This is a genomic window from Citrobacter sp. Cpa228, from assembly GCF_030333085.1.
Lineage (GTDB): Bacteria > Pseudomonadota > Gammaproteobacteria > Enterobacterales > Enterobacteriaceae > Citrobacter > Citrobacter pasteurii.
Genome location: NZ_JAOWGQ010000042.1, coordinates 180,951 through 198,857, shown reverse-complemented (window position 1 = coordinate 198,857; position 17,907 = coordinate 180,951). Strand labels below are relative to the sequence as shown.

Annotated in this window: 15 protein-coding genes; 12 read left to right on the top strand and 3 right to left on the bottom strand. The window is 52.6% G+C overall.

The window, feature by feature from the left end:
• Positions 1 to 20: 20 nt before the first annotated feature.
• From OGX91_RS08540 to OGX91_RS08510, 7 genes are all read left to right on the top strand, one after another.
• Entirely contained in the window at positions 21 to 257 is a 237-nt protein-coding gene (locus tag OGX91_RS08540) for a hypothetical protein (protein ID WP_162604169.1), read from the top strand.
• Entirely contained in the window at positions 172 to 1,779 is a 1,608-nt protein-coding gene (gene dppA / locus OGX91_RS08535) for a dipeptide ABC transporter periplasmic-binding protein DppA (RefSeq protein WP_040231632.1), read from the top strand. Before OGX91_RS08540 ends, dppA begins: the two co-directional genes overlap by 86 nt.
• 166 nt (positions 1,780 to 1,945) lie before the next feature.
• Positions 1,946 to 2,965 carry a dipeptide ABC transporter permease DppB gene (gene dppB, locus OGX91_RS08530; protein WP_003837733.1) on the top strand — a complete coding sequence of 340 codons (1,020 nt, stop codon included), beginning with the start codon at positions 1,946 to 1,948 and terminating at the stop codon, positions 2,963 to 2,965.
• A 9-nt stretch (positions 2,966 to 2,974) separates the two neighbouring features.
• Complete coding sequence (gene dppC, locus OGX91_RS08525; RefSeq protein ID WP_061066786.1) at positions 2,975 to 3,877, top strand: dipeptide ABC transporter permease DppC; 903 nt, start codon at positions 2,975 to 2,977, stop codon at positions 3,875 to 3,877.
• A 10-nt stretch (positions 3,878 to 3,887) separates the two neighbouring features.
• Positions 3,888 to 4,871, top strand: a complete 984-nt coding sequence (dppD, locus tag OGX91_RS08520) for a dipeptide ABC transporter ATP-binding protein (RefSeq protein ID WP_005133837.1) — start codon at positions 3,888 to 3,890, stop codon at positions 4,869 to 4,871.
• Complete coding sequence (gene dppF / locus OGX91_RS08515; protein WP_005133838.1) at positions 4,868 to 5,872, top strand: dipeptide ABC transporter ATP-binding subunit DppF; 1,005 nt, start codon at positions 4,868 to 4,870, stop codon at positions 5,870 to 5,872. The genes dppD and dppF overlap by 4 nt, the downstream gene beginning before the upstream one ends.
• Before the next feature lie 176 nt (positions 5,873 to 6,048).
• Positions 6,049 to 7,251 carry a sigma-54 interaction domain-containing protein gene (locus OGX91_RS08510; protein ID WP_286625961.1) on the top strand — a complete coding sequence of 401 codons (1,203 nt, stop codon included), beginning with the start codon at positions 6,049 to 6,051 and terminating at the stop codon, positions 7,249 to 7,251.
• 33 nt (positions 7,252 to 7,284) lie between these two features.
• Here the strand turns inward: OGX91_RS08510 and OGX91_RS08505 are convergent, their stop codons facing one another.
• Together OGX91_RS08505 and megL are read right to left on the bottom strand one after the other, a co-directional pair.
• Positions 7,285 to 8,583 carry an SLC5/6 family protein gene (locus OGX91_RS08505; protein WP_040231636.1) on the bottom strand — a complete coding sequence of 433 codons (1,299 nt, stop codon included), beginning with the start codon at positions 8,581 to 8,583 and terminating at the stop codon, positions 7,285 to 7,287.
• Positions 8,584 to 8,700: 117 nt separating this feature from the next.
• Positions 8,701 to 9,897 (bottom strand): methionine gamma-lyase, encoded by a 1,197-nt coding sequence (gene megL, locus OGX91_RS08500; protein WP_149691851.1) that lies wholly within the window; start codon positions 9,895 to 9,897, stop codon positions 8,701 to 8,703.
• Positions 9,898 to 10,323: 426 nt separating this feature from the next.
• Here megL and OGX91_RS08495 point away from each other — a divergent pair, with 426 nt between their 5' ends.
• From OGX91_RS08495 to OGX91_RS08480, 4 genes are all read left to right on the top strand, one after another.
• Entirely contained in the window at positions 10,324 to 10,431 is a 108-nt protein-coding gene (locus OGX91_RS08495; protein ID WP_040231637.1) for a type I toxin-antitoxin system toxin Ldr family protein, read from the top strand.
• 227 nt (positions 10,432 to 10,658) lie between these two features.
• A complete protein-coding gene (gene hmsP / locus OGX91_RS08490; RefSeq protein ID WP_040231638.1) occupies positions 10,659 to 12,665 on the top strand; it encodes a biofilm formation regulator HmsP in 2,007 nt (668 codons plus the stop codon).
• Positions 12,666 to 12,822: 157 nt separating this feature from the next.
• On the top strand, positions 12,823 to 14,109 hold the full coding sequence (gene dctA / locus OGX91_RS08485) for a C4-dicarboxylate transporter DctC (RefSeq protein WP_005133846.1): 1,287 nt from the start codon (positions 12,823 to 12,825) through the stop codon (positions 14,107 to 14,109).
• A gap of 222 nt (positions 14,110 to 14,331) precedes the next feature.
• Complete coding sequence (locus OGX91_RS08480; RefSeq protein WP_005133848.1) at positions 14,332 to 15,825, top strand: M16 family metallopeptidase; 1,494 nt, start codon at positions 14,332 to 14,334, stop codon at positions 15,823 to 15,825.
• 100 nt (positions 15,826 to 15,925) lie between these two features.
• Here the strand turns inward: OGX91_RS08480 and kdgK are convergent, their stop codons facing one another.
• Complete coding sequence (gene kdgK / locus OGX91_RS08475) at positions 15,926 to 16,855, bottom strand: 2-dehydro-3-deoxygluconokinase (protein WP_199947390.1); 930 nt, start codon at positions 16,853 to 16,855, stop codon at positions 15,926 to 15,928.
• Positions 16,856 to 17,082: 227 nt separating this feature from the next.
• Between kdgK and pdeH the strand changes: the two genes are divergently transcribed.
• Entirely contained in the window at positions 17,083 to 17,850 is a 768-nt protein-coding gene (pdeH, locus tag OGX91_RS08470; RefSeq protein ID WP_199947391.1) for a cyclic-guanylate-specific phosphodiesterase, read from the top strand.
• Positions 17,851 to 17,907: the final 57 nt, after the last annotated feature.

Sequence of the window (17,907 nt, the reverse complement as noted above, 5' to 3'; positions counted from 1 at the left end):
TAGGGCATGAGGGGCATTTCATGGAGAATCCGCACTGCAACTCAGTCGCTTATGTGAACGGAATCCCCATCCTCTTAACGCCGACCCGGCCGGGTAAAAAACAAAAAAGGCCAGGCGGTGCAAACCCACTGCAAAGGGTAAAACAACAAACATCACATTTGGAGCAGAAGAATGAGTATTTCCTTGAAGAAGTCAGGGATGCTGAAGCTTGGTCTGAGCCTGGTGGCTATGACCGTCGCAGCAAGCGTACAGGCTAAAACTCTGGTTTATTGTTCAGAAGGATCTCCTGAAGGCTTTAACCCACAGCTTTTCACCTCTGGTACCACCTATGATGCCAGCTCCGTGCCGATCTATAACCGCCTGGTCGAGTTCAAAACCGGTACAACTGAAGTGATCCCGGGCCTTGCTGAGAAGTGGGAAATCAGCGAAGACGGTAAAACCTATACCTTCCACCTTCGCCCTGGCGTGAAGTGGCAGGACAACAAAGATTTCAAACCGACGCGCGATTTAAACGCCGATGACGTGGTGTTCTCTTTCGATCGTCAGAAAAATGCCCAGAACCCGTACCACAAAGTGTCTGGCGGCAGCTATGAATACTTCGAAGGGATGGGTCTGCCAGACCTGATCGCCGAAGTGAAAAAAGTGGATGATAAAACTGTTCAGTTCGTGCTGACTCGCCCGGAAGCACCGTTCCTGGCTGACCTGGCGATGGACTTCGCTTCTATTCTTTCCAAAGAATATGCAGACAACATGCTGAAAGCCGGTTCCCCGGAGAAAGTGGATCTGAACCCAATCGGTACCGGTCCGTTCCAGCTGCAGCAGTACCAGAAAGACTCCCGTATTCTGTATAAAGCATTCGAAGGTTACTGGGGCACTAAGCCTAAAATCGACCGTCTGGTCTTCTCCATTACGCCTGACGCTTCCGTGCGTTATGCCAAACTGCAGAAGAACGAGTGCCAGGTGATGCCGTACCCGAACCCGGCTGATATCGCGCGCATGAAGCAGGATAAAAATATCAACCTGATGGAGCAGGCCGGTCTGAACGTTGGCTACCTCTCTTTCAACACCGAGAAGAAACCGTTTGATGACGTGAAAGTTCGTCAGGCGCTGACCTACGCGGTGAACAAAGAAGCGATCATTAAAGCGGTTTATCAGGGCGCTGGCGTCGCCGCGAAAAACCTGATCCCACCAACCATGTGGGGCTATAACGACGACGTTAAAGACTACACCTACGATCCTGAGAAAGCCAAAGCGCTGTTGAAGGAAGCCGGTCAGGACAAAGGCTTTACCGTTGAACTGTGGGCTATGCCGGTACAACGTCCTTACAACCCGAACGCGCGCCGTATGGCGGAAATGGTTCAGGCTGACTGGGCGAAAATTGGCGTTCAGGCCAAGATTGTGACCTACGAGTGGGGCGAGTACCTGAAACGCGCCAAAGCGGGTGAGCATCAGGCTGTGATGATGGGCTGGACCGGTGACAACGGGGATCCGGACAACTTCTTCGCCACCCTGTTCAGCTGTGCGGCAGCGAAAGACGGTTCCAACTACTCTCGCTGGTGCTACAAGCCGTTTGAAGACCTGATCCAACCGGCGCGAGCGACCGACGATCACAACAAACGTATTGAACTGTACAAGCAAGCACAGGTTGTTATGCACGATCAGGCCCCGGCTCTGATTGTTGCTCACTCCACCGTGTATGAACCAGTGCGTAAAGAAGTAAAAGGCTATGTGGTTGATCCATTAGGCAAACACCACTTCGAAAACGTCTCTGTCGAATAATTAAAAGCAATCAAGGAAGCGCTGCGCCCCGGTATTGTGTAGGCCGGATAAGCGCAGCGCCATCCGGCGTAATGCTTTACCCACGATGCAGTTTGCGTGGGATAAGATTTGTGAGCAATACAGACTCACGGTTCCAGGCCGTGCGTCATTAGAGAGAATCCGGGTTATGTTGCAGTTCATTCTCCGACGTTTGGGACTCGTCATCCCCACGTTTATCGGTATCACTCTTCTCACCTTTGCCTTCGTCCATATGATCCCCGGCGATCCGGTCATGATCATGGCGGGTGAACGTGGGATCTCCCCTGAGCGCCACGCTCAATTGCTGGCTGAACTCGGTCTGGATAAACCGATGTGGCAGCAGTACCTCCACTATATCTGGGGGGTTATGCATGGTGATTTAGGTATCTCGCTGAAAAGCCGCTTACCGGTGTGGGAAGAGTTCGTGCCTCGCTTCAAAGCGACACTGGAACTCGGCGTCTGCGCGATGATTTTCGCCGTCGCAGTAGGTATCCCGGTGGGTGTTCTTGCTGCCGTTAAGCGCGGCTCTATTTTCGATCACACCGCCGTTGGCCTGGCGCTGACCGGTTACTCCATGCCGATCTTCTGGTGGGGCATGATGCTGATCATGCTGGTCTCCGTGCAGTGGAACCTGACGCCGGTTTCCGGTCGGGTGAGCGACATGGTGTTCCTTGATGATTCCAACCCCCTGACCGGCTTTATGCTAATCGACACCGCTATCTGGGGTGAAGAGGGCAACTTTATTGATGCGCTGGCGCATATGGTCCTGCCGGCAATGGTGCTGGGCACTATCCCTCTGGCGGTCATTGTGCGTATGACCCGTTCATCGATGCTGGAAGTGTTGGGTGAGGATTACATCCGTACCGCGCGCGCCAAGGGCCTGACCCGGATGCGTGTCATCATCATTCATGCTCTGCGCAACGCCATGCTGCCCGTTGTGACCGTTATCGGCCTGCAGGTCGGTACATTGCTGGCTGGGGCGATCCTGACTGAGACCATCTTCTCGTGGCCGGGTCTGGGACGCTGGCTGATCGATGCGCTGCAACGCCGCGATTATCCGGTAGTGCAGGGCGGGGTATTACTGGTCGCGACGATGATTATCCTCGTCAACCTGCTGGTAGACCTGCTGTACGGCGTGGTGAACCCGCGTATTCGGCATAAGAAGTAAGGGGCCATCATGTCACAGGTTACTGAAAATAAAGTTATTGCAGCACCGGTGCCCATGACCCCGCTGCAGGAGTTCTGGCACTATTTTAAACGCAACAAAGGCGCAGTTGTTGGGCTGGTGTACGTGGTGGTGATGATCCTGATTGCGGTCTTTGCCAACGTTCTCGCGCCGTACAACCCGGCAGACCAGTTCCGCGATACGCTGTTGGCTCCTCCGGCATGGCAGGAAGGCGGTTCCATGGCGCATCTGTTGGGTACCGATGATGTGGGCCGCGATGTGCTGTCCCGCCTGATGTACGGGGCGCGTCTGTCGCTGCTGGTTGGCTGTCTGGTGGTGGTGCTCTCTCTGCTGATGGGCGTGGTTCTCGGGCTTATCGCTGGTTATTTTGGCGGGATTGTCGATAACGTCATCATGCGCGTGGTTGATATCATGCTGGCGCTGCCGAGCCTGTTGCTGGCGCTGGTGCTGGTGGCGGTATTTGGTCCCTCGATTGGCAACGCCGCGCTGGCGCTGACGTTCGTGGCATTGCCGCACTATGTGCGTCTGACGCGCGCTGCCGTACTGGTGGAGGTGAACCGCGACTATGTCACCGCATCCCGCGTGGCGGGCGCCGGTGCGATGCGTCAGATGTTCGTCAACATTCTTCCAAACTGCCTTGCGCCGCTGATTGTTCAGGCGTCGCTTGGTTTCTCGAACGCCATTCTCGATATGGCTGCCCTCGGCTTCCTGGGGATGGGCGCGCAGCCGCCGACGCCGGAGTGGGGCACCATGCTCTCTGACGTGTTGCAGTTTGCGCAAAGCGCCTGGTGGGTCGTGACCTTCCCGGGTCTGGCGATCCTGCTGACGGTGCTGGCATTTAACCTGATGGGTGACGGTCTGCGTGACGCGCTCGATCCCAAACTGAAGCAGTAAGAGGTTCGAGATGGCGTTATTAAATGTAGATAAATTATCGGTGCACTTTGGTGATGTGGGTTCCGAATTCCGCGCCGTGGACCGCATTAGCTACAGTGTGAACCAGGGTGAAGTGGTTGGCATTGTTGGGGAATCTGGTTCTGGTAAGTCCGTCAGCTCGCTGGCGATTATGGGGTTGATTGACTACCCAGGCCGCGTGATGGCCGAAAATCTGGAGTTTAATGGTCGCGACCTGAAGCGCATCTCTGAGAAAGAGCGTCGCCAACTGGTGGGTGCGGAAGTAGCAATGATCTTCCAGGACCCGATGACCAGCCTTAACCCGTGCTACACCGTCGGCTACCAGATTATGGAAGCCATCAAGGTGCACCAGGGTGGCAACAAAAAAACGCGTATTCAGCGGGCGATTGACCTGCTGACGCTGGTGGGGATCCCCGATCCGGCCTCGCGCCTGGATGTCTATCCGCACCAGTTGTCCGGTGGGATGAGCCAGCGTGTGATGATCGCGATGGCGATTGCCTGTCGTCCGAAGCTGCTGATTGCCGACGAACCGACAACGGCGCTGGATGTGACCATTCAGGCACAGATTATCGAGCTGCTGTTGGAACTGCAGCAAAAAGAGAACATGGCGTTGGTCTTGATCACTCACGATCTGGCGCTGGTGGCCGAAGCGGCGCACAAAATCATCGTGATGTACGCTGGGCAAGTCGTGGAAACCGGGGCCGCACAGGATATTTTCCGCGCGCCGCGCCATCCCTATACCCAGGCGCTGCTGCGCGCGTTGCCGGAGTTTGCTCAGGACAAAGCGCGTCTGGCCTCGTTGCCGGGCGTGGTGCCAGGTAAATATGATCGCCCGAACGGCTGTTTGCTGAACCCGCGTTGCCCCTATGCGACCGACAAATGCCGCGCTGAAGAACCTGAACTGAACCTGCTGGAAGGCGGTCGTCAGTCGAAATGCCACTACCCACTTGATGATGCCGGGAGGCCTGGGCTATGAGTACGCAAAAGGCCGCCGCGCAACAGCCGCTGTTGCAGGCTATTGATCTGAAAAAACACTACCCAGTGAAGAAGGGCATGTTCGCCCCGGAACGCCTGGTGAAAGCGCTGGATGGTGTTTCCTTTACTCTGGATCGCGGTAAAACGCTGGCGGTGGTAGGTGAGTCGGGCTGTGGGAAATCCACCCTTGGCCGTCTGCTGACGATGATTGAAATCCCGACCGGCGGTGAGCTGTATTACCAGGGACAGGATTTACTCAAGCACGACCCGCATGCGCAGAAGCTGCGTCGGCAGAAAATCCAGATAGTATTCCAGAACCCCTACGGTTCCCTGAACCCACGTAAGAAAGTTGGGCAGATTCTGGAAGAGCCGTTGCTGATCAACTCCACGCTCAGCAAAGAGGAGCGTCGTGAAAAAGCGCTGGCGATGATGGCGAAAGTGGGACTGAAAACCGAGCACTACGACCGCTATCCGCATATGTTCTCCGGCGGTCAGCGTCAGCGTATTGCGATTGCCCGTGGCCTGATGCTTGACCCGGACGTGGTGATTGCCGATGAACCCGTTTCCGCGCTGGATGTATCCGTACGCGCGCAGGTTTTGAACCTGATGATGGATCTGCAGCAGGAGCTGGGGCTGTCCTACGTCTTTATCTCGCACGACCTGTCGGTAGTGGAACATATTGCGGATGAAGTGATGGTGATGTACCTGGGCCGTTGTGTGGAGAAGGGCACCAAGGATCAGATCTTCAATAATCCACGCCATCCGTATACGCAGGCGCTGCTTTCTGCGACACCGCGCCTGAATCCGGATGACCGCCGCGAGCGTATTAAGCTGACCGGCGAGCTGCCAAGCCCGCTGAATCCGCCACCGGGATGTGCGTTTAACGCCCGTTGCCGCCGTCGCTTTGGCCCTTGTACCCAACTACAGCCACAGCTGAAAGACTACGGCGGTCAACTGGTGGCGTGCTTTGCCGTTGACCAGGATGAAAACCCGCAGCAATAAACGTGGGTTATGACCCAATAACCGGAGCCTTGTGCTCCGGTTTTTTTATAATTCGTTTTTACTCCCACAATGTGAGTCCATTGGCAGAACATTATTCCATAGTGTCTAGAATGTAGTCAGGTTGGCTTTCGTCACAGAAATATCTACTTCGCAGTTGCTAACTACCAGGAGCAAATGTGGTCACGATACGCTGGGATATTAAAACAATTGATCGTCTGTCGATGGTTGAGGATGTCCTGAAGGAATTTTCCTGCTGTGATATCAATATCATCTCCATGAAAGTTACGCCTGGACGCATTCTGATTAAATCCTGGTGTCGCCAGTTGCAGGATATTTCCTGCGTACAATCCTGCTTAAGCCAGCGCGCTGATATTATTAACGTTGCTTATCTGTGCGAAGAGATAAGCGAACTGTCGATGTCTGAACCGGAACGTCCGCGTTATTTTTCTGACATTATTTGCAGCAGCCAGAGCATGCAACTGCTGATAGAAAAAGCGATCAGAATCGCGGATAGCAAATATACCGTTTTGGTTCGTGGTGAAACCGGAACTGGTAAGGAACTGCTTGCCCGGGCCATCCATAATTCCGGGCCACGGCGTTTTTATCCGTTTATTCCGGTTAACTGTTCAGCGCTTCCCGAGTCGCTAATGGAAAGTGAATTTTTTGGCTATGAGAAAGGAGCCTTCAGTGGTGCGGACTGTAAAGGCAAAAAAGGGCTGTTTGAAATGGCTGATAAAGGCACCCTTTTTCTGGATGAGTTTGGTGAAATGTCGCTGAGCTTACAGGCCAAATTGTTGCGTGTCCTTCAGGATGGGGGGATCCGTCGCGTTGGCGGGGCACAAACCATTCCGGTTAATGCGCGTATTATTGTGGCGACTAACGCGAATCTGGAAGAGATGGTGGAGCAACGTCTGCTGCGCGCCGATCTCTATTACCGCATCAACATACTATCACTCACCATTCCACCTTTACGCGAGCGCCCGCAGGATATCAGTCTGCTGATCCGCCACTTTGTGCAGAAATACGCGAAGGAGTTCCAACGGCGAATTATTCTGGATAAAGCCTGTTTTGACGCTTTGCATCAGCACAGTTGGCCGGGTAACGTACGCGAGCTTGAAAACACGATTATTCGTCTGATGCTGATGGCCGAATCTGATGTTATAACCCGGGAAGACCTGGGGATGGCGAATCTGTCGTCAGGCGAATTGCGCCACACCCAACGTCCGTTTAAAGAACAGGTCCAGTACGCCGAGCGTCAGTTAATTGAGCAGATGGTGGAAGAGAATGTGTCGTCGCGGCATATTGCTAAGGCGCTGGGCGTATCGCATACCACGGTATTGAACAAAATTCGTAGCTACCAGCTTGAGAGCGTGAGTTAAGCGCCGCCAGACATTGACGGCGCTGTCATCGGATTATTCAATCAACTTCAACAGTGGTGACAGGCACAGTAAAACTCCGTAGATCAGGATTAGCCAGGTTTTTAGCCCGCGCAGTTTTTCCAGTTGCGCCACTTTATAGATCAAGAAAAACGGAATAATACACGACACAATTCCATATAGCGGGCTGCCTAACTGGAAGAACACCAGTACCGATACGCGAAACGATACCCAAATCACCAGCGTAATAACGATGAACGTGCAAATACCCAATGTAAGTACTAGTGGGTTTATTTTCTCAACATCAATTACACGGCTAAGTACGTTAAGGATAATCCCTTTAATCGCTTCATGGAAGCCCAGGTAAATACCGAAGAATGCGGTCAGAACAGCAAAGATATTCAATATCGTTGAGGTGATGTGAATAATCTGACCAGGAATGACCTGCGCCGCCAGAGCCAGTGCAGAAATATTCTGTTCGAAGGCTGAAACGGCCTCTTCGTGGCTAATCGAAAAGGTAAATGAGAATGAGAAAAAAAGGATTACTGCAATCAACGTAATGTAGCTGATGCGGTGGGTACGAATGGCCATGCGCGTTGCCAGCACCCGGTCAGCCACCCGTTTGCGGTAGGCAATGTTCATGGGGTTCAGCACCTGAATAAACACCGCCGAGAAGAAGCAGAATGGGATAGTCAACAGCACATCGCGAAAGAAGACCGATGCTTCAGGAAAGGCGCTGATATTGCTGAAGTTCCAGTGAGGGACCATCGCAAAGCCGAAGATGATGATAATGCCGACTTTTACCACCACCATCGGACCGGAGATTTTGAACAGTAGTTTTTCTCCACCGGAAGCAATGGCGACCAGTACCGCAAAAATAGCGACTTTATAGATGATTGATTGCGAAAGGTCGGTATCGGTTAGCCCGAAGGTTTTTATATATGAGGCACTGTCAAAAACAACCGATAATGAATAGATGAATATTCCATGAATAATCATCAAAAAGTAAATTACACCGAGGAATACACCCCAGTTTTTTCCAAGGTAATGACTTATAATATCGGTGTAGTCATTGCAGGTTTCACTTTCGGATAATGTTTTTAAATAAATGTCCTGCACAATATACGTTGCCGGGTAAGCGATAATAAAGGCGACAATAAAAACCCAAATGCCGGTTAAGCCAATTTGTACCGGCATCAGAACTGTACCAGCACCAATTGCCATGCCGATGCAGAGTAATACCCAGCCAAAATCGTATTTTGTAAACGGTATTTTCTTTGAGAATGGTACGGCGGTTGCTGTATTGTTGCTTAATTGTATTGTGTTGTCCTGCATAGAACCCCCTGCCCAAAATACCCGTTCTCCCCAAAAAAGGAGTGCGCGTATAGCCAGACTGTTGTGCCTTGATGCTCAACGACCTGAACCGAGCGTCGTCGGTTCAGGTCGTAATGGTCAGAATGTTGCCTTTCTGATGGCGTGTTCAAGGTCGTTAATAATATCTTCTGGATCTTCAAGACCGACAGAAAGACGGATAAGTCCGTCGGTAATACCTGCTTTAAGCCGTTCCTCAGGCGCAACGGGCGAATGTGTCATAGACGCTGGGTGCTGAATGAGGGTTTCGGTATCACCGAGACTGACCGCGAGGAGGCACAATTCTACAGAATTGATCATCCGTCTGCCAGCATCGAGGCCGCCGGCAATTTCAAAGCTGATAATTCCCCCTGGCAGGCTCATCTGCCGTTGGCCCAGCGCATACTGTGGGTGCGAAGTCAGACCTGGATAATACACGCGGGTAATGGAGGGATGTCCTTCCAGGAAACGGGCAATTTTTAGCGCGTTTTCACAGTGACGTTCCATACGAATGCCCAATGTTTTAACGCCGCGTAGGGTTAGCCAGGCGTTGAAAGGGCTCATACAGCCACCGGTAATATCCTTCAAACCGACAAACCGCGCCTGGTCGATAAACTCCTGTTTCCCGACAATGATGCCGCCAATCACATCACCGTGTCCGTTAATGTACTTGGTTACACTGTGAACCACGATGTCTGCGCCCAATTGCAGAGGCTGCTGACAATATGGCGACATAAAGGTGTTATCCACGACCAGCAAAGCGCCTTGCTGGTGGGCAATACCCGCCACTGTTTCGATATCAACCAATGAGAGCGTCGGGTTGGCGGGCGTTTCGATATACACAACTTTAGTTTCCGGGCGCATCGCGGCGCGGATTTCTTCCGGTTTCGCGGCGTCGACAAAACTCACGTTAATGCCGAACTTCGGCATGCTGTGCGACAGAAATGCGTGAGTACAGCCATAAATCGCGCTGGCGGAAACGATATGGTCGCCCTGTTGGCACAACGTCAGCAGCGTTGTGGTGATGGCGGAAATGCCGGATGCCGTTGCCAGCGCGGCTTCACCCCTTTCCAGTACTGCCAGTTTTTTCTCCAGCGCATCGGTGGTGGGGTTACCCAAACGGGTATAAATGTACCCGGACTCTTCGAGCGCAAAGCGGGCGGCACCCTGTTCGGCGCTGTCAAAAACAAACGTTGAAGTCTGGAAGATAGGCGTACTGAGCGCGCCGGTTGAGGGGTCGGGTTGTTGCCCCGCGTGAACGATCTGGGTATTGAATCCGTAAGTACGACAGTCAGACATGATATCTCCTTTAATTCGGAACAGAACAGCTCACACTCAAATAGCAATTGCTGTGCCAGAAAATTAAGATTTAAATATCAATGAATTAGATGGTTTTTGTTTCAGAGGAGCGTCAGGAAAGTTGCCAACTGGCAACAATCTTTCCAGTCATATCGAATTTGTAGCGCCGTAATTGCGAGGCTTCACGCAGAGTGGATGGCGCCGGGGTGCCAGGGCGAAAAGGTTACCGTAGAATCAGCAGCAAGCCGGGTTTACCCGGTGAGGCGCGATGTTGCGGGGGCTTGATCCCCGGCGGCATAGGTTGCTGGAAAGAGAAAACCCCCGCACGTTGTTCGGTATAAACCTGGCAACAAAACGGGGGCTAACTTGAACCTCAACAACTCAAGAATAGCCGCGAACAGTTGCCATTGCAACACAGGCGGCTATATGACGCTCATGCAACTGGGCACAGCCTTCTGGCACGATCTGGCAGCACCGATCATCGCTGGCATTATCGCCAGCCTGATTGTGAACTGGCTACATAACCGGAAGTAATGTGCTTCATGGGTGTCTGCCTGCCGTAATGGCAACATGCGCCCGAACCAGGCCGCAGGATTTAATCTTGCGGCCTTTTTCGCGTTAAATGCAGATAAATCTCGTCGCCAGGTGCCTATCCTGTCGCGATAATGCACGCTGGGAAGTTTTCAGATACCGCCTCTCTTAATACCGCTACGATGGGGTATACTCTGACGGCAGTTTTTGTCTATCCGTGGAGAGTCAGTTTGCGTGTCAGTCGCTCGTTAACAATTAAGCAGATGGCGATGGTTGCGGCCGTTGTCATGGTGTTTGTTTTTATTTTTTGCACCGTTTTGTTGTTCCATTTGGTTCAGCAGAACCGCTATAACACGGCTACGCAACTGGAAAGCATCGCTCGCTCCGTCCGTGAACCTCTGTCGGCCGCCATCCTGAAGGGGGATATCCCCGAAGCGGAAATGATTTTAAGCCGTATCCAGCCCGCTGGCGTGGTCAGCCGCGCGGATGTGGTACTGCCCAACCAGTTTCAGGCATTGCGGATGAGCTTTATCCCTGAACGCCCCGTTCCGGTTCCGGTGACCCGACTGTTTGAACTGCCGGTGCAGATTTCGCTCCCGGTCTATTCTCTTGAGCGCTCTGCCAACCCACAGCCGCTGGCGTATCTGGTGTTACAGGCGGATTCATACCGCATGTACAAATTCGTGACGAGCACGCTTTCAACGTTAGTGACCATTTACTTACTTTTGTCGTTAATCCTGTCGGTAGCCATTTCCTGGTGCATTAACCGCCTGATTGTGCACCCGTTACGTAAAATTGCTCGCGAACTGAACGATATTCCGCAGCAGGATCTGATCGGCTATCAACTGGCATTGCCGCCTATGCATCAGGATGATGAGATTGGGATGCTGGTGCGTAGCTACAACCTGAATCAGCAACTGGTCCTGCGCCACAGTGAAGAGCAGAACGACAATTCGATGCGCTTTCCGGTCTCTGAACTGCCAAATAAGACGTTCTTAATGGGGCTACTTGAGCAGATTGTTACTGGCCCGCAAACAACTGCGCTGATGATTGTCACCTGTGAAACCCTGCGTGATACCGCCGGCGTATTGACCGAGACCCAGCGGGAAATCCTGCTGTTGACGCTGGTTGAGAAACTGAGATCGGTGCTGGCACCCAGAATGGTGCTTACTCAGGTAAGCGGTTATGACTTCGCGATTATCGCGCACGGTGTGAAGGAACCCTGGCATGCAATCACATTAGGTCAGCAAGTACTCACTATCATGAATGAACGGTTGCCCATTCAGGGTATTCAGCTACGCCCGAGCTGCAATATTGGGGTGGCAATGTTCTACGGCGATTTGACGGCGGAACAGCTATACAGTCGCGCGCTATCAGCAGTGCTAACCTCGCGTCGCAAGGGTAAAAACCAGATCCAATTCTTTGATCCGCAGCAAATGGAAGAAGCACAGCAGCGTTTGACCGAAGAGAACGACATTCTGACCGCGCTTGATCACCAGCAATTTGCGCTGTGGATGCAACCGCAGGTAGAGATCGCCAGCGGCAAGATGTTGAGTGCCGAAGCTTTATTGCGGATGCAGCAGGCAGACGGAAGCTGGGAATTACCTGAAGGGTTAATCGACAGGATTGAATCCTGTGGTCTGATGGTGACGGTTGGATATTGGGTGCTGGAGGAGTCTTGTCGCCAGCTTGCGGCCTGGCAGGAACGTGGTCTGATGTTACCGCTGTCGGTGAATCTGTCTGCGCTACAGCTGATGCACCCCAGTATGGTGTCGGATCTGCTGGAATTGCTAAACCGCTATCGTATTAAGCCCGGCACGTTGATTCTGGAAGTTACCGAAAGCCGGCATATAGATGATCCAAACGCCGCTGTCGCTATCCTGCGTCCGCTGCGCAATGCGGGGGTACGCATTGCGTTGGATGATTTTGGTATGGGCTATGCGGGTCTGCGGCAGTTGCAGCACATGAAGTCACTGCCAGTTGATGTGCTCAAAATCGATAAGATGTTTGTTGAAGGCCTGCCAGAAGATAGCAGTATGATTTCTGCCATTATTCAGCTGGCTCATAGTCTCAATTTGCAAATGATTGCGGAAGGCGTTGAAACCGAAGCGCAACGCGACTGGTTATCACAGGCAGGGGTAGAAGTCGCGCAAGGATTCCTGTTTGCACGTCCGGTTCCGGCAGATATCTTCGAAGAACGCTATTTAGCGAAGGAATCAGCTGATTACAAAAGTTAAAAAAGGTAGCGCTTGTGCGAGCCAGTTCAAAATTTTTAACAAATTTGTATCAATTATGATCCGGGTGCATTTCTGTCATGTTGTGTGGGTGTTACTTTAAGGCCGCAGGTTAAACAAAACCTTACAAGACCTGTGGTTTTTACTTTAAGGACACCCTATGAAACCCTCTATCTTCAAAAGCCTTTACTTTCAGGTCCTGACAGCAATTGCCATTGGTATCCTCCTTGGCCATTACTACCCTGAATTAGGCGCCCAAATGAAACCGCTTGGCGACGCGTTCGTTAAGCTCATTAAGATGGTCATCGCACCTGTTATCTTCTGTACTGTCGTTACCGGCATTGCAGGTATGGAAAGTATGAAAGCAGTAGGCCGCACAGGTGCGGTTGCACTGCTTTATTTTGAAGTGGTTAGTACGATTGCGCTGATCATTGGTCTTATCATTGTCAACGTGGTGCAACCCGGTGCGGGGATGAACGTCGATCCGGCAACGCTGGATGCCAAAGCGGTGGCGATTTACGCCGAGCAGGCAAAAGACCAGGGGATCGTGGGCTTCCTGATGGATATTATCCCGGGTAGCGTCATCGGCGCGTTCGCCAGCGGCAACATCCTGCAGGTATTGTTGTTCGCGGTGATGTTTGGTTTTGCTCTGCATCGTCTGGGCAGCAAAGGCCAGATGATTTTCAACGTAATTGAAAGTTTCTCGCAAGTTATTTTCGGCATTATCAACATGATCATGCGCCTTGCGCCGATCGGTGCTTTCGGCGCTATGGCCTTTACCATCGGTAAGTATGGCGTCGGAACGCTGGTGCAACTGGGTCAGTTGATTATCTGCTTCTACATCACCTGTATCCTGTTTGTGGTCGTGGTGCTGGGCTCGATTGCCCGCGCAACCGGCTTCAGCATCTTTAAGTTTATACGCTATATCCGTGAAGAACTGCTGATCGTTCTGGGGACCTCTTCTTCCGAGTCAGCGCTGCCGCGTATGCTTGATAAGATGGAAAAACTGGGCTGCCGGAAGTCCGTCGTTGGTCTGGTTATTCCCACCGGCTACTCGTTTAACCTTGATGGAACATCGATATATCTGACGATGGCGGCGGTGTTTATCGCGCAGGCCACCAATAGTCATATGGATATCTTCCATCAGATAACCCTGTTGGTGGTGCTGCTGCTCTCCTCGAAAGGTGCAGCGGGCGTGACCGGAAGTGGTTTTATCGTGCTGGCAGCGACAATTTCCGCAGTAGGGCATCTGCCGGTAGCGGGTCTGGCGCTCATCCTGGGTATTGACCGCTTTATGTCTGAAGCGCGTGCGCTGACTAACCTGGTCGGTAACGGTGTGGCAACGGTCGTTGTGGCTAAGTGGGTGAAAGAACTGGACCACAAAAAGCTTGATGATGTGCTGAATAATCGTGCGCCGGATGGCAAAACGCACGATTTATCCTCTTAATCTCGTCACTTATGCCCGTAGTCCCTTCCAGGACTGCGGGCGTTTGCGCATAATTACCCCCTGTGCCTGAAACTGTCTGTTCGACGGTTTCGGGATTTTTTCACTTCTTCCGTGACATTTTTATGTTCTTGCGGTCTAACACGAAGTGTTTTTAACGTCATATTCAGAGGGTCCTTCTCAGGGCTGTCTTTTTATTACCAGGATAGTTGATCAGGGGTTCACATGCAGGGCACAAAAATTCGACTTTTAGCGGGCGGCTTGCTGATGATGGCCTCTGCCGGCTATGTGCAGGCAGATGCGCTCCAGCCTGACCCGGCGTGGCAACAGGGCACGCTGGCGAATGGTCTCCAGTGGCAAGTGTTAGCCACCCCCCAGCGCCCCAGCGACCGTATTGAGGTTCGCCTGCTGGTAAATACCGGTTCACTCACCGAAAGTACGCAACAGAGTGGTTTTAGCCATGCGATCCCACGTATCGCGCTGACGCAAAGCGGTGGCCTTGATGCCACGCAAGCCCGTTCTCTGTGGCAGCAGGGGTTTGATCCTAAACGCCCCATGCCGCCCGTTATCGTTTCCTATGATTCCACGCTGTATAACCTTAGCTTGCCCAATAGCCGGAATGACCTGCTGAAAGAGTCGCTCTCATATCTGGCGAATATCTCCGGCAAGCTGACCATTACCCCTGAAACGGTTAACCATGCGCTGAGCAGCGAAGATATGGTGGCAACATGGCCGACGGATACCAAAGAAGGGTGGTGGCGTTATCGTCTGAAAGGCTCCACGCTGTTAGGGCACGATCCCGCCGATCCGCTGAAAAAGCCGATTGATGCAGCAAAAATTCAGTCGTTCTACCAGAAATGGTATACCCCGGACGCAATGACGCTAATTATCGTCGGTAACGTTGACGCGCGTAGCGTGGCTGAGCAAATCAATAAAACCTTCGGTGAGTTAAAAGGAAAACGTGAAACGCCTGCGCCAGTACCGACGCTTTCGCCGCTGCGTGCAGAAGCCGTGAGCATTATGACCGATGCGGTACGCCAGGATCGCCTTTCCATTATGTGGGATACGCCGTGGCAGCCCATCCGTGAATCTGCCGCGCTGTTACGTTACTGGCGCGCGGATTTAGCCCGTGAGGCGCTGTTCTGGCACATTCAGCAGGAGCTGAGTAAAAATAATACCAAAGACATTGGTCTTGGCTTTGATTGTCGGGTGCTATTCCTGCGTGCGCAGTGCGCCATCAACGTTGAGTCGCCGAACGATAAGCTGAACGCGAACCTCGGTACGATTGCGCGTGAGCTGGCCAAAGTGCGCGATAAGGGCTTGCCGGAGGAAGAGTTCAATGCGCTGGTAGCGCAAAAGAATCTGGAGCTGCAAAAGCTGTTTGCCACCTATGGCCGCACCGACACCGATATCTTGATCAGCCAGCGTTTGCGTTCGTTGCAAAACCAGGTTGTGGATATTGCGCCGGAACAGTATCAGCGTTTACGGCAGAACTTCCTTAATGGCCTGAGCGTTGAGATGCTGAACCAGGATCTGCGTCAACAACTGTCGCAAGATATGGCGTTAATTCTGCTGCAACCGAAGGGTGAGCCTGAATTCAATATGAAGGATCTGCAGGCGACATGGGATAGCATTATGGTGCCGGTTACCGCAGCGGCAACGTCGGTTGAAACGGATGAATCACATCCTGAAGTGACGGATATCCCGCCGGTACAATAATCTGTAGGCCAGATAAGGCGGTTACGCCGCCATCCGGCATTGGAGATGCCGGGGGCGCTTCGCTTGTCCGGCCTACGGTATGCAGACCGGATAATCGACGTTACTGCGGCATGGCATCGCGTGGGATAATCGCCCCGCGATGCTGAATAACGGTGCTTGCTGTCAGGTGGCCGCGTTTTGCGGCTTCAGCGGCATCGCCACCGGTTAAACGCACTGCCAGATACCCGGCACTGAAGGAGTCTCCTGCCGCCGTGGTATCGATCACTTTTTCTTTCGGTAATTTTACAGCCGGTACATCGATAAGTCCTTCACCCTCGATGGACACCAGGCAAGAGTCTGCGCCGCGCTTCACAACCACTTCCTGTACGCCAGCTGCGTGAGTCCGGGCAATTACGTCCTCTACGGGTTTTTCACCCCACAGCGCGTCTTCATCGTCCAGCGTCAGGAACGCAATATTGGTGCACTCCAGCATCTGCTGATACACCTGCTGAGTTTCTTCTTTGCTGCTCCACAGACGCGGGCGGTAGTTGTTGTCAAAAATGACCTTGCCGCCGTTGGCGCGACACTCGCGCAGCAGCGACAGCAGTTTGTCACGGCTGGCCGGGCTTAAAATCGCCAGGCTGATTCCGCTCAGGTACAGGTAATCGAATGTCGCCAGTGTTTTGCAAATGGCGTCGGATTGTTCGCTCTCCAGCCAGAATTTTGCCGCCGCTTCATTACGCCAGTAATAGAAGGTGCGCTCGCCAGTACTGTCAGTCTCAATGTAATAGAGACCCGGCAGACGGTTTTCCATACGCTGGGTTAATGACGTATCGACGTTTTCTCCCTGCCAGGATTCCAGCATTTGCTGGCTGAAACTGTCAGTGCCCAGCGCCGTGACGTAATGTACGGAAAGGGCCGCAGAATCGACCTGACGGGCAATATAAACGGATGTATTCAACGTGTCGCCACCGAATCCGCGCTGAACGTCGGCGCCTTTCTGTGACAGCTCAATCATGCATTCGCCAATCACGGCAATCTTCCTGGACATAGTCGTAACCTGCTCTGAAAAAAATTAGCGTTAGTGTGCGCTGTGGGTGTTAAGTGGTCAACTATATTAAAACAACGTTCCATTATTTTTTTGAGCCAGAACGTGTTCTGTGTCGTTTTTACCGCTGTTTTTATTTTGCGTACTGCTGAACGTAAAGTTCTGCGCCTGAGCGCCGATAACCTTTGACGAGTCCGGTCAGTCACACTCTTATTTACAGGACACCTCAGATGATAAAGCAGGTCACCCAGCAGCTAATTACGCCAGATGCGAGTATCGAATGCTTGCAGGAGCGACGCTATTGGCTGCAGTGCGAGCGTGCTTACACTTATCAGCCCATTTACCAGACCAATGGTCGGCTGATGGCCGTAGAGCTGCTAACCGTCGTGAGTCATCCTGATAACCCTGCTCAACGCATTGCGCCAGACCGTTATTTTGCTGAAGTTGCTGTTCGGCATCGCGTTGAGGTAGTGAAAGAGCAGCTTGAACAACTTGAATTGAAAAGTGGTTTTTTCAGAGCCCACGATCTGCTGGCCTCCGTCAATGTCGATGGCCCGACGCTCATTGCGATGCGCCAGGACCCCGAGATCCTGAAAATCATTGAATGCCTGCCCTGGTTACGCTTTGAGTTGGTAGAGCATATCCGCTTACCGAAGGGATCGTCATTTGCCTCGATGTGCGAGTTCGGCCCGCTCTGGCTGGATGATTTTGGTACCGGGATGGCCAATTTCTCGGCCCTTAGCGAAGTGAGCTACGACTACATTAAAGTGGCGCGGGATCTGTTTGTCATGCTGCGTCAGACGCCGGAAGGCCGTAACCTCTTCACTTTGCTGCTCCAGCTTATGAACCGCTATTGCCGTGGCGTGATTGTCGAAGGTGTTGAAACCCTGGAAGAGTGGCGCGATGTGCAAAACTCACCGGCTTTTGCTGCTCAGGGCTATTTCCTCTCTCGTCCGGTACCGCTGAGTACCCTTGAAGAGGTGATTCTGTCGCTTTGATGCGGATGTAGCGTGCCTCCTTTTCGCCCTGCTGGACTATCTTTAGGACTGGCAAGG

Bases quoted from the DNA above. Each gene is read 5' to 3' on its own strand.
- OGX91_RS08505 (WP_040231636.1), bottom strand. From the start codon at position 8,583: ATGCAGGACAACACAATACAATTAAGCAACAATACAGCAACCGCCGTA.
- dppD (WP_005133837.1), top strand. From the start codon at position 3,888: ATGGCGTTATTAAATGTAGATAAATTATCGGTGCACTTTGGTGATGTG.
- OGX91_RS08480 (WP_005133848.1), top strand. From the start codon at position 14,332: ATGCAGGGCACAAAAATTCGACTTTTAGCGGGCGGCTTGCTGATGATG.
- dppF (WP_005133838.1), top strand. From the start codon at position 4,868: ATGAGTACGCAAAAGGCCGCCGCGCAACAGCCGCTGTTGCAGGCTATT.
- kdgK (WP_199947390.1), bottom strand. From the start codon at position 16,855: ATGTCCAGGAAGATTGCCGTGATTGGCGAATGCATGATTGAGCTGTCA.
- OGX91_RS08540 (WP_162604169.1), top strand. From the start codon at position 21: ATGGAGAATCCGCACTGCAACTCAGTCGCTTATGTGAACGGAATCCCC.
- OGX91_RS08495 (WP_040231637.1), top strand. From the start codon at position 10,324: ATGACGCTCATGCAACTGGGCACAGCCTTCTGGCACGATCTGGCAGCA.
- dppA (WP_040231632.1), top strand. From the start codon at position 172: ATGAGTATTTCCTTGAAGAAGTCAGGGATGCTGAAGCTTGGTCTGAGC.
- dctA (WP_005133846.1), top strand. From the start codon at position 12,823: ATGAAACCCTCTATCTTCAAAAGCCTTTACTTTCAGGTCCTGACAGCA.
- dppB (WP_003837733.1), top strand. From the start codon at position 1,946: ATGTTGCAGTTCATTCTCCGACGTTTGGGACTCGTCATCCCCACGTTT.
- dppC (WP_061066786.1), top strand. From the start codon at position 2,975: ATGTCACAGGTTACTGAAAATAAAGTTATTGCAGCACCGGTGCCCATG.
- pdeH (WP_199947391.1), top strand. From the start codon at position 17,083: ATGATAAAGCAGGTCACCCAGCAGCTAATTACGCCAGATGCGAGTATC.
- megL (WP_149691851.1), bottom strand. From the start codon at position 9,897: ATGTCTGACTGTCGTACTTACGGATTCAATACCCAGATCGTTCACGCG.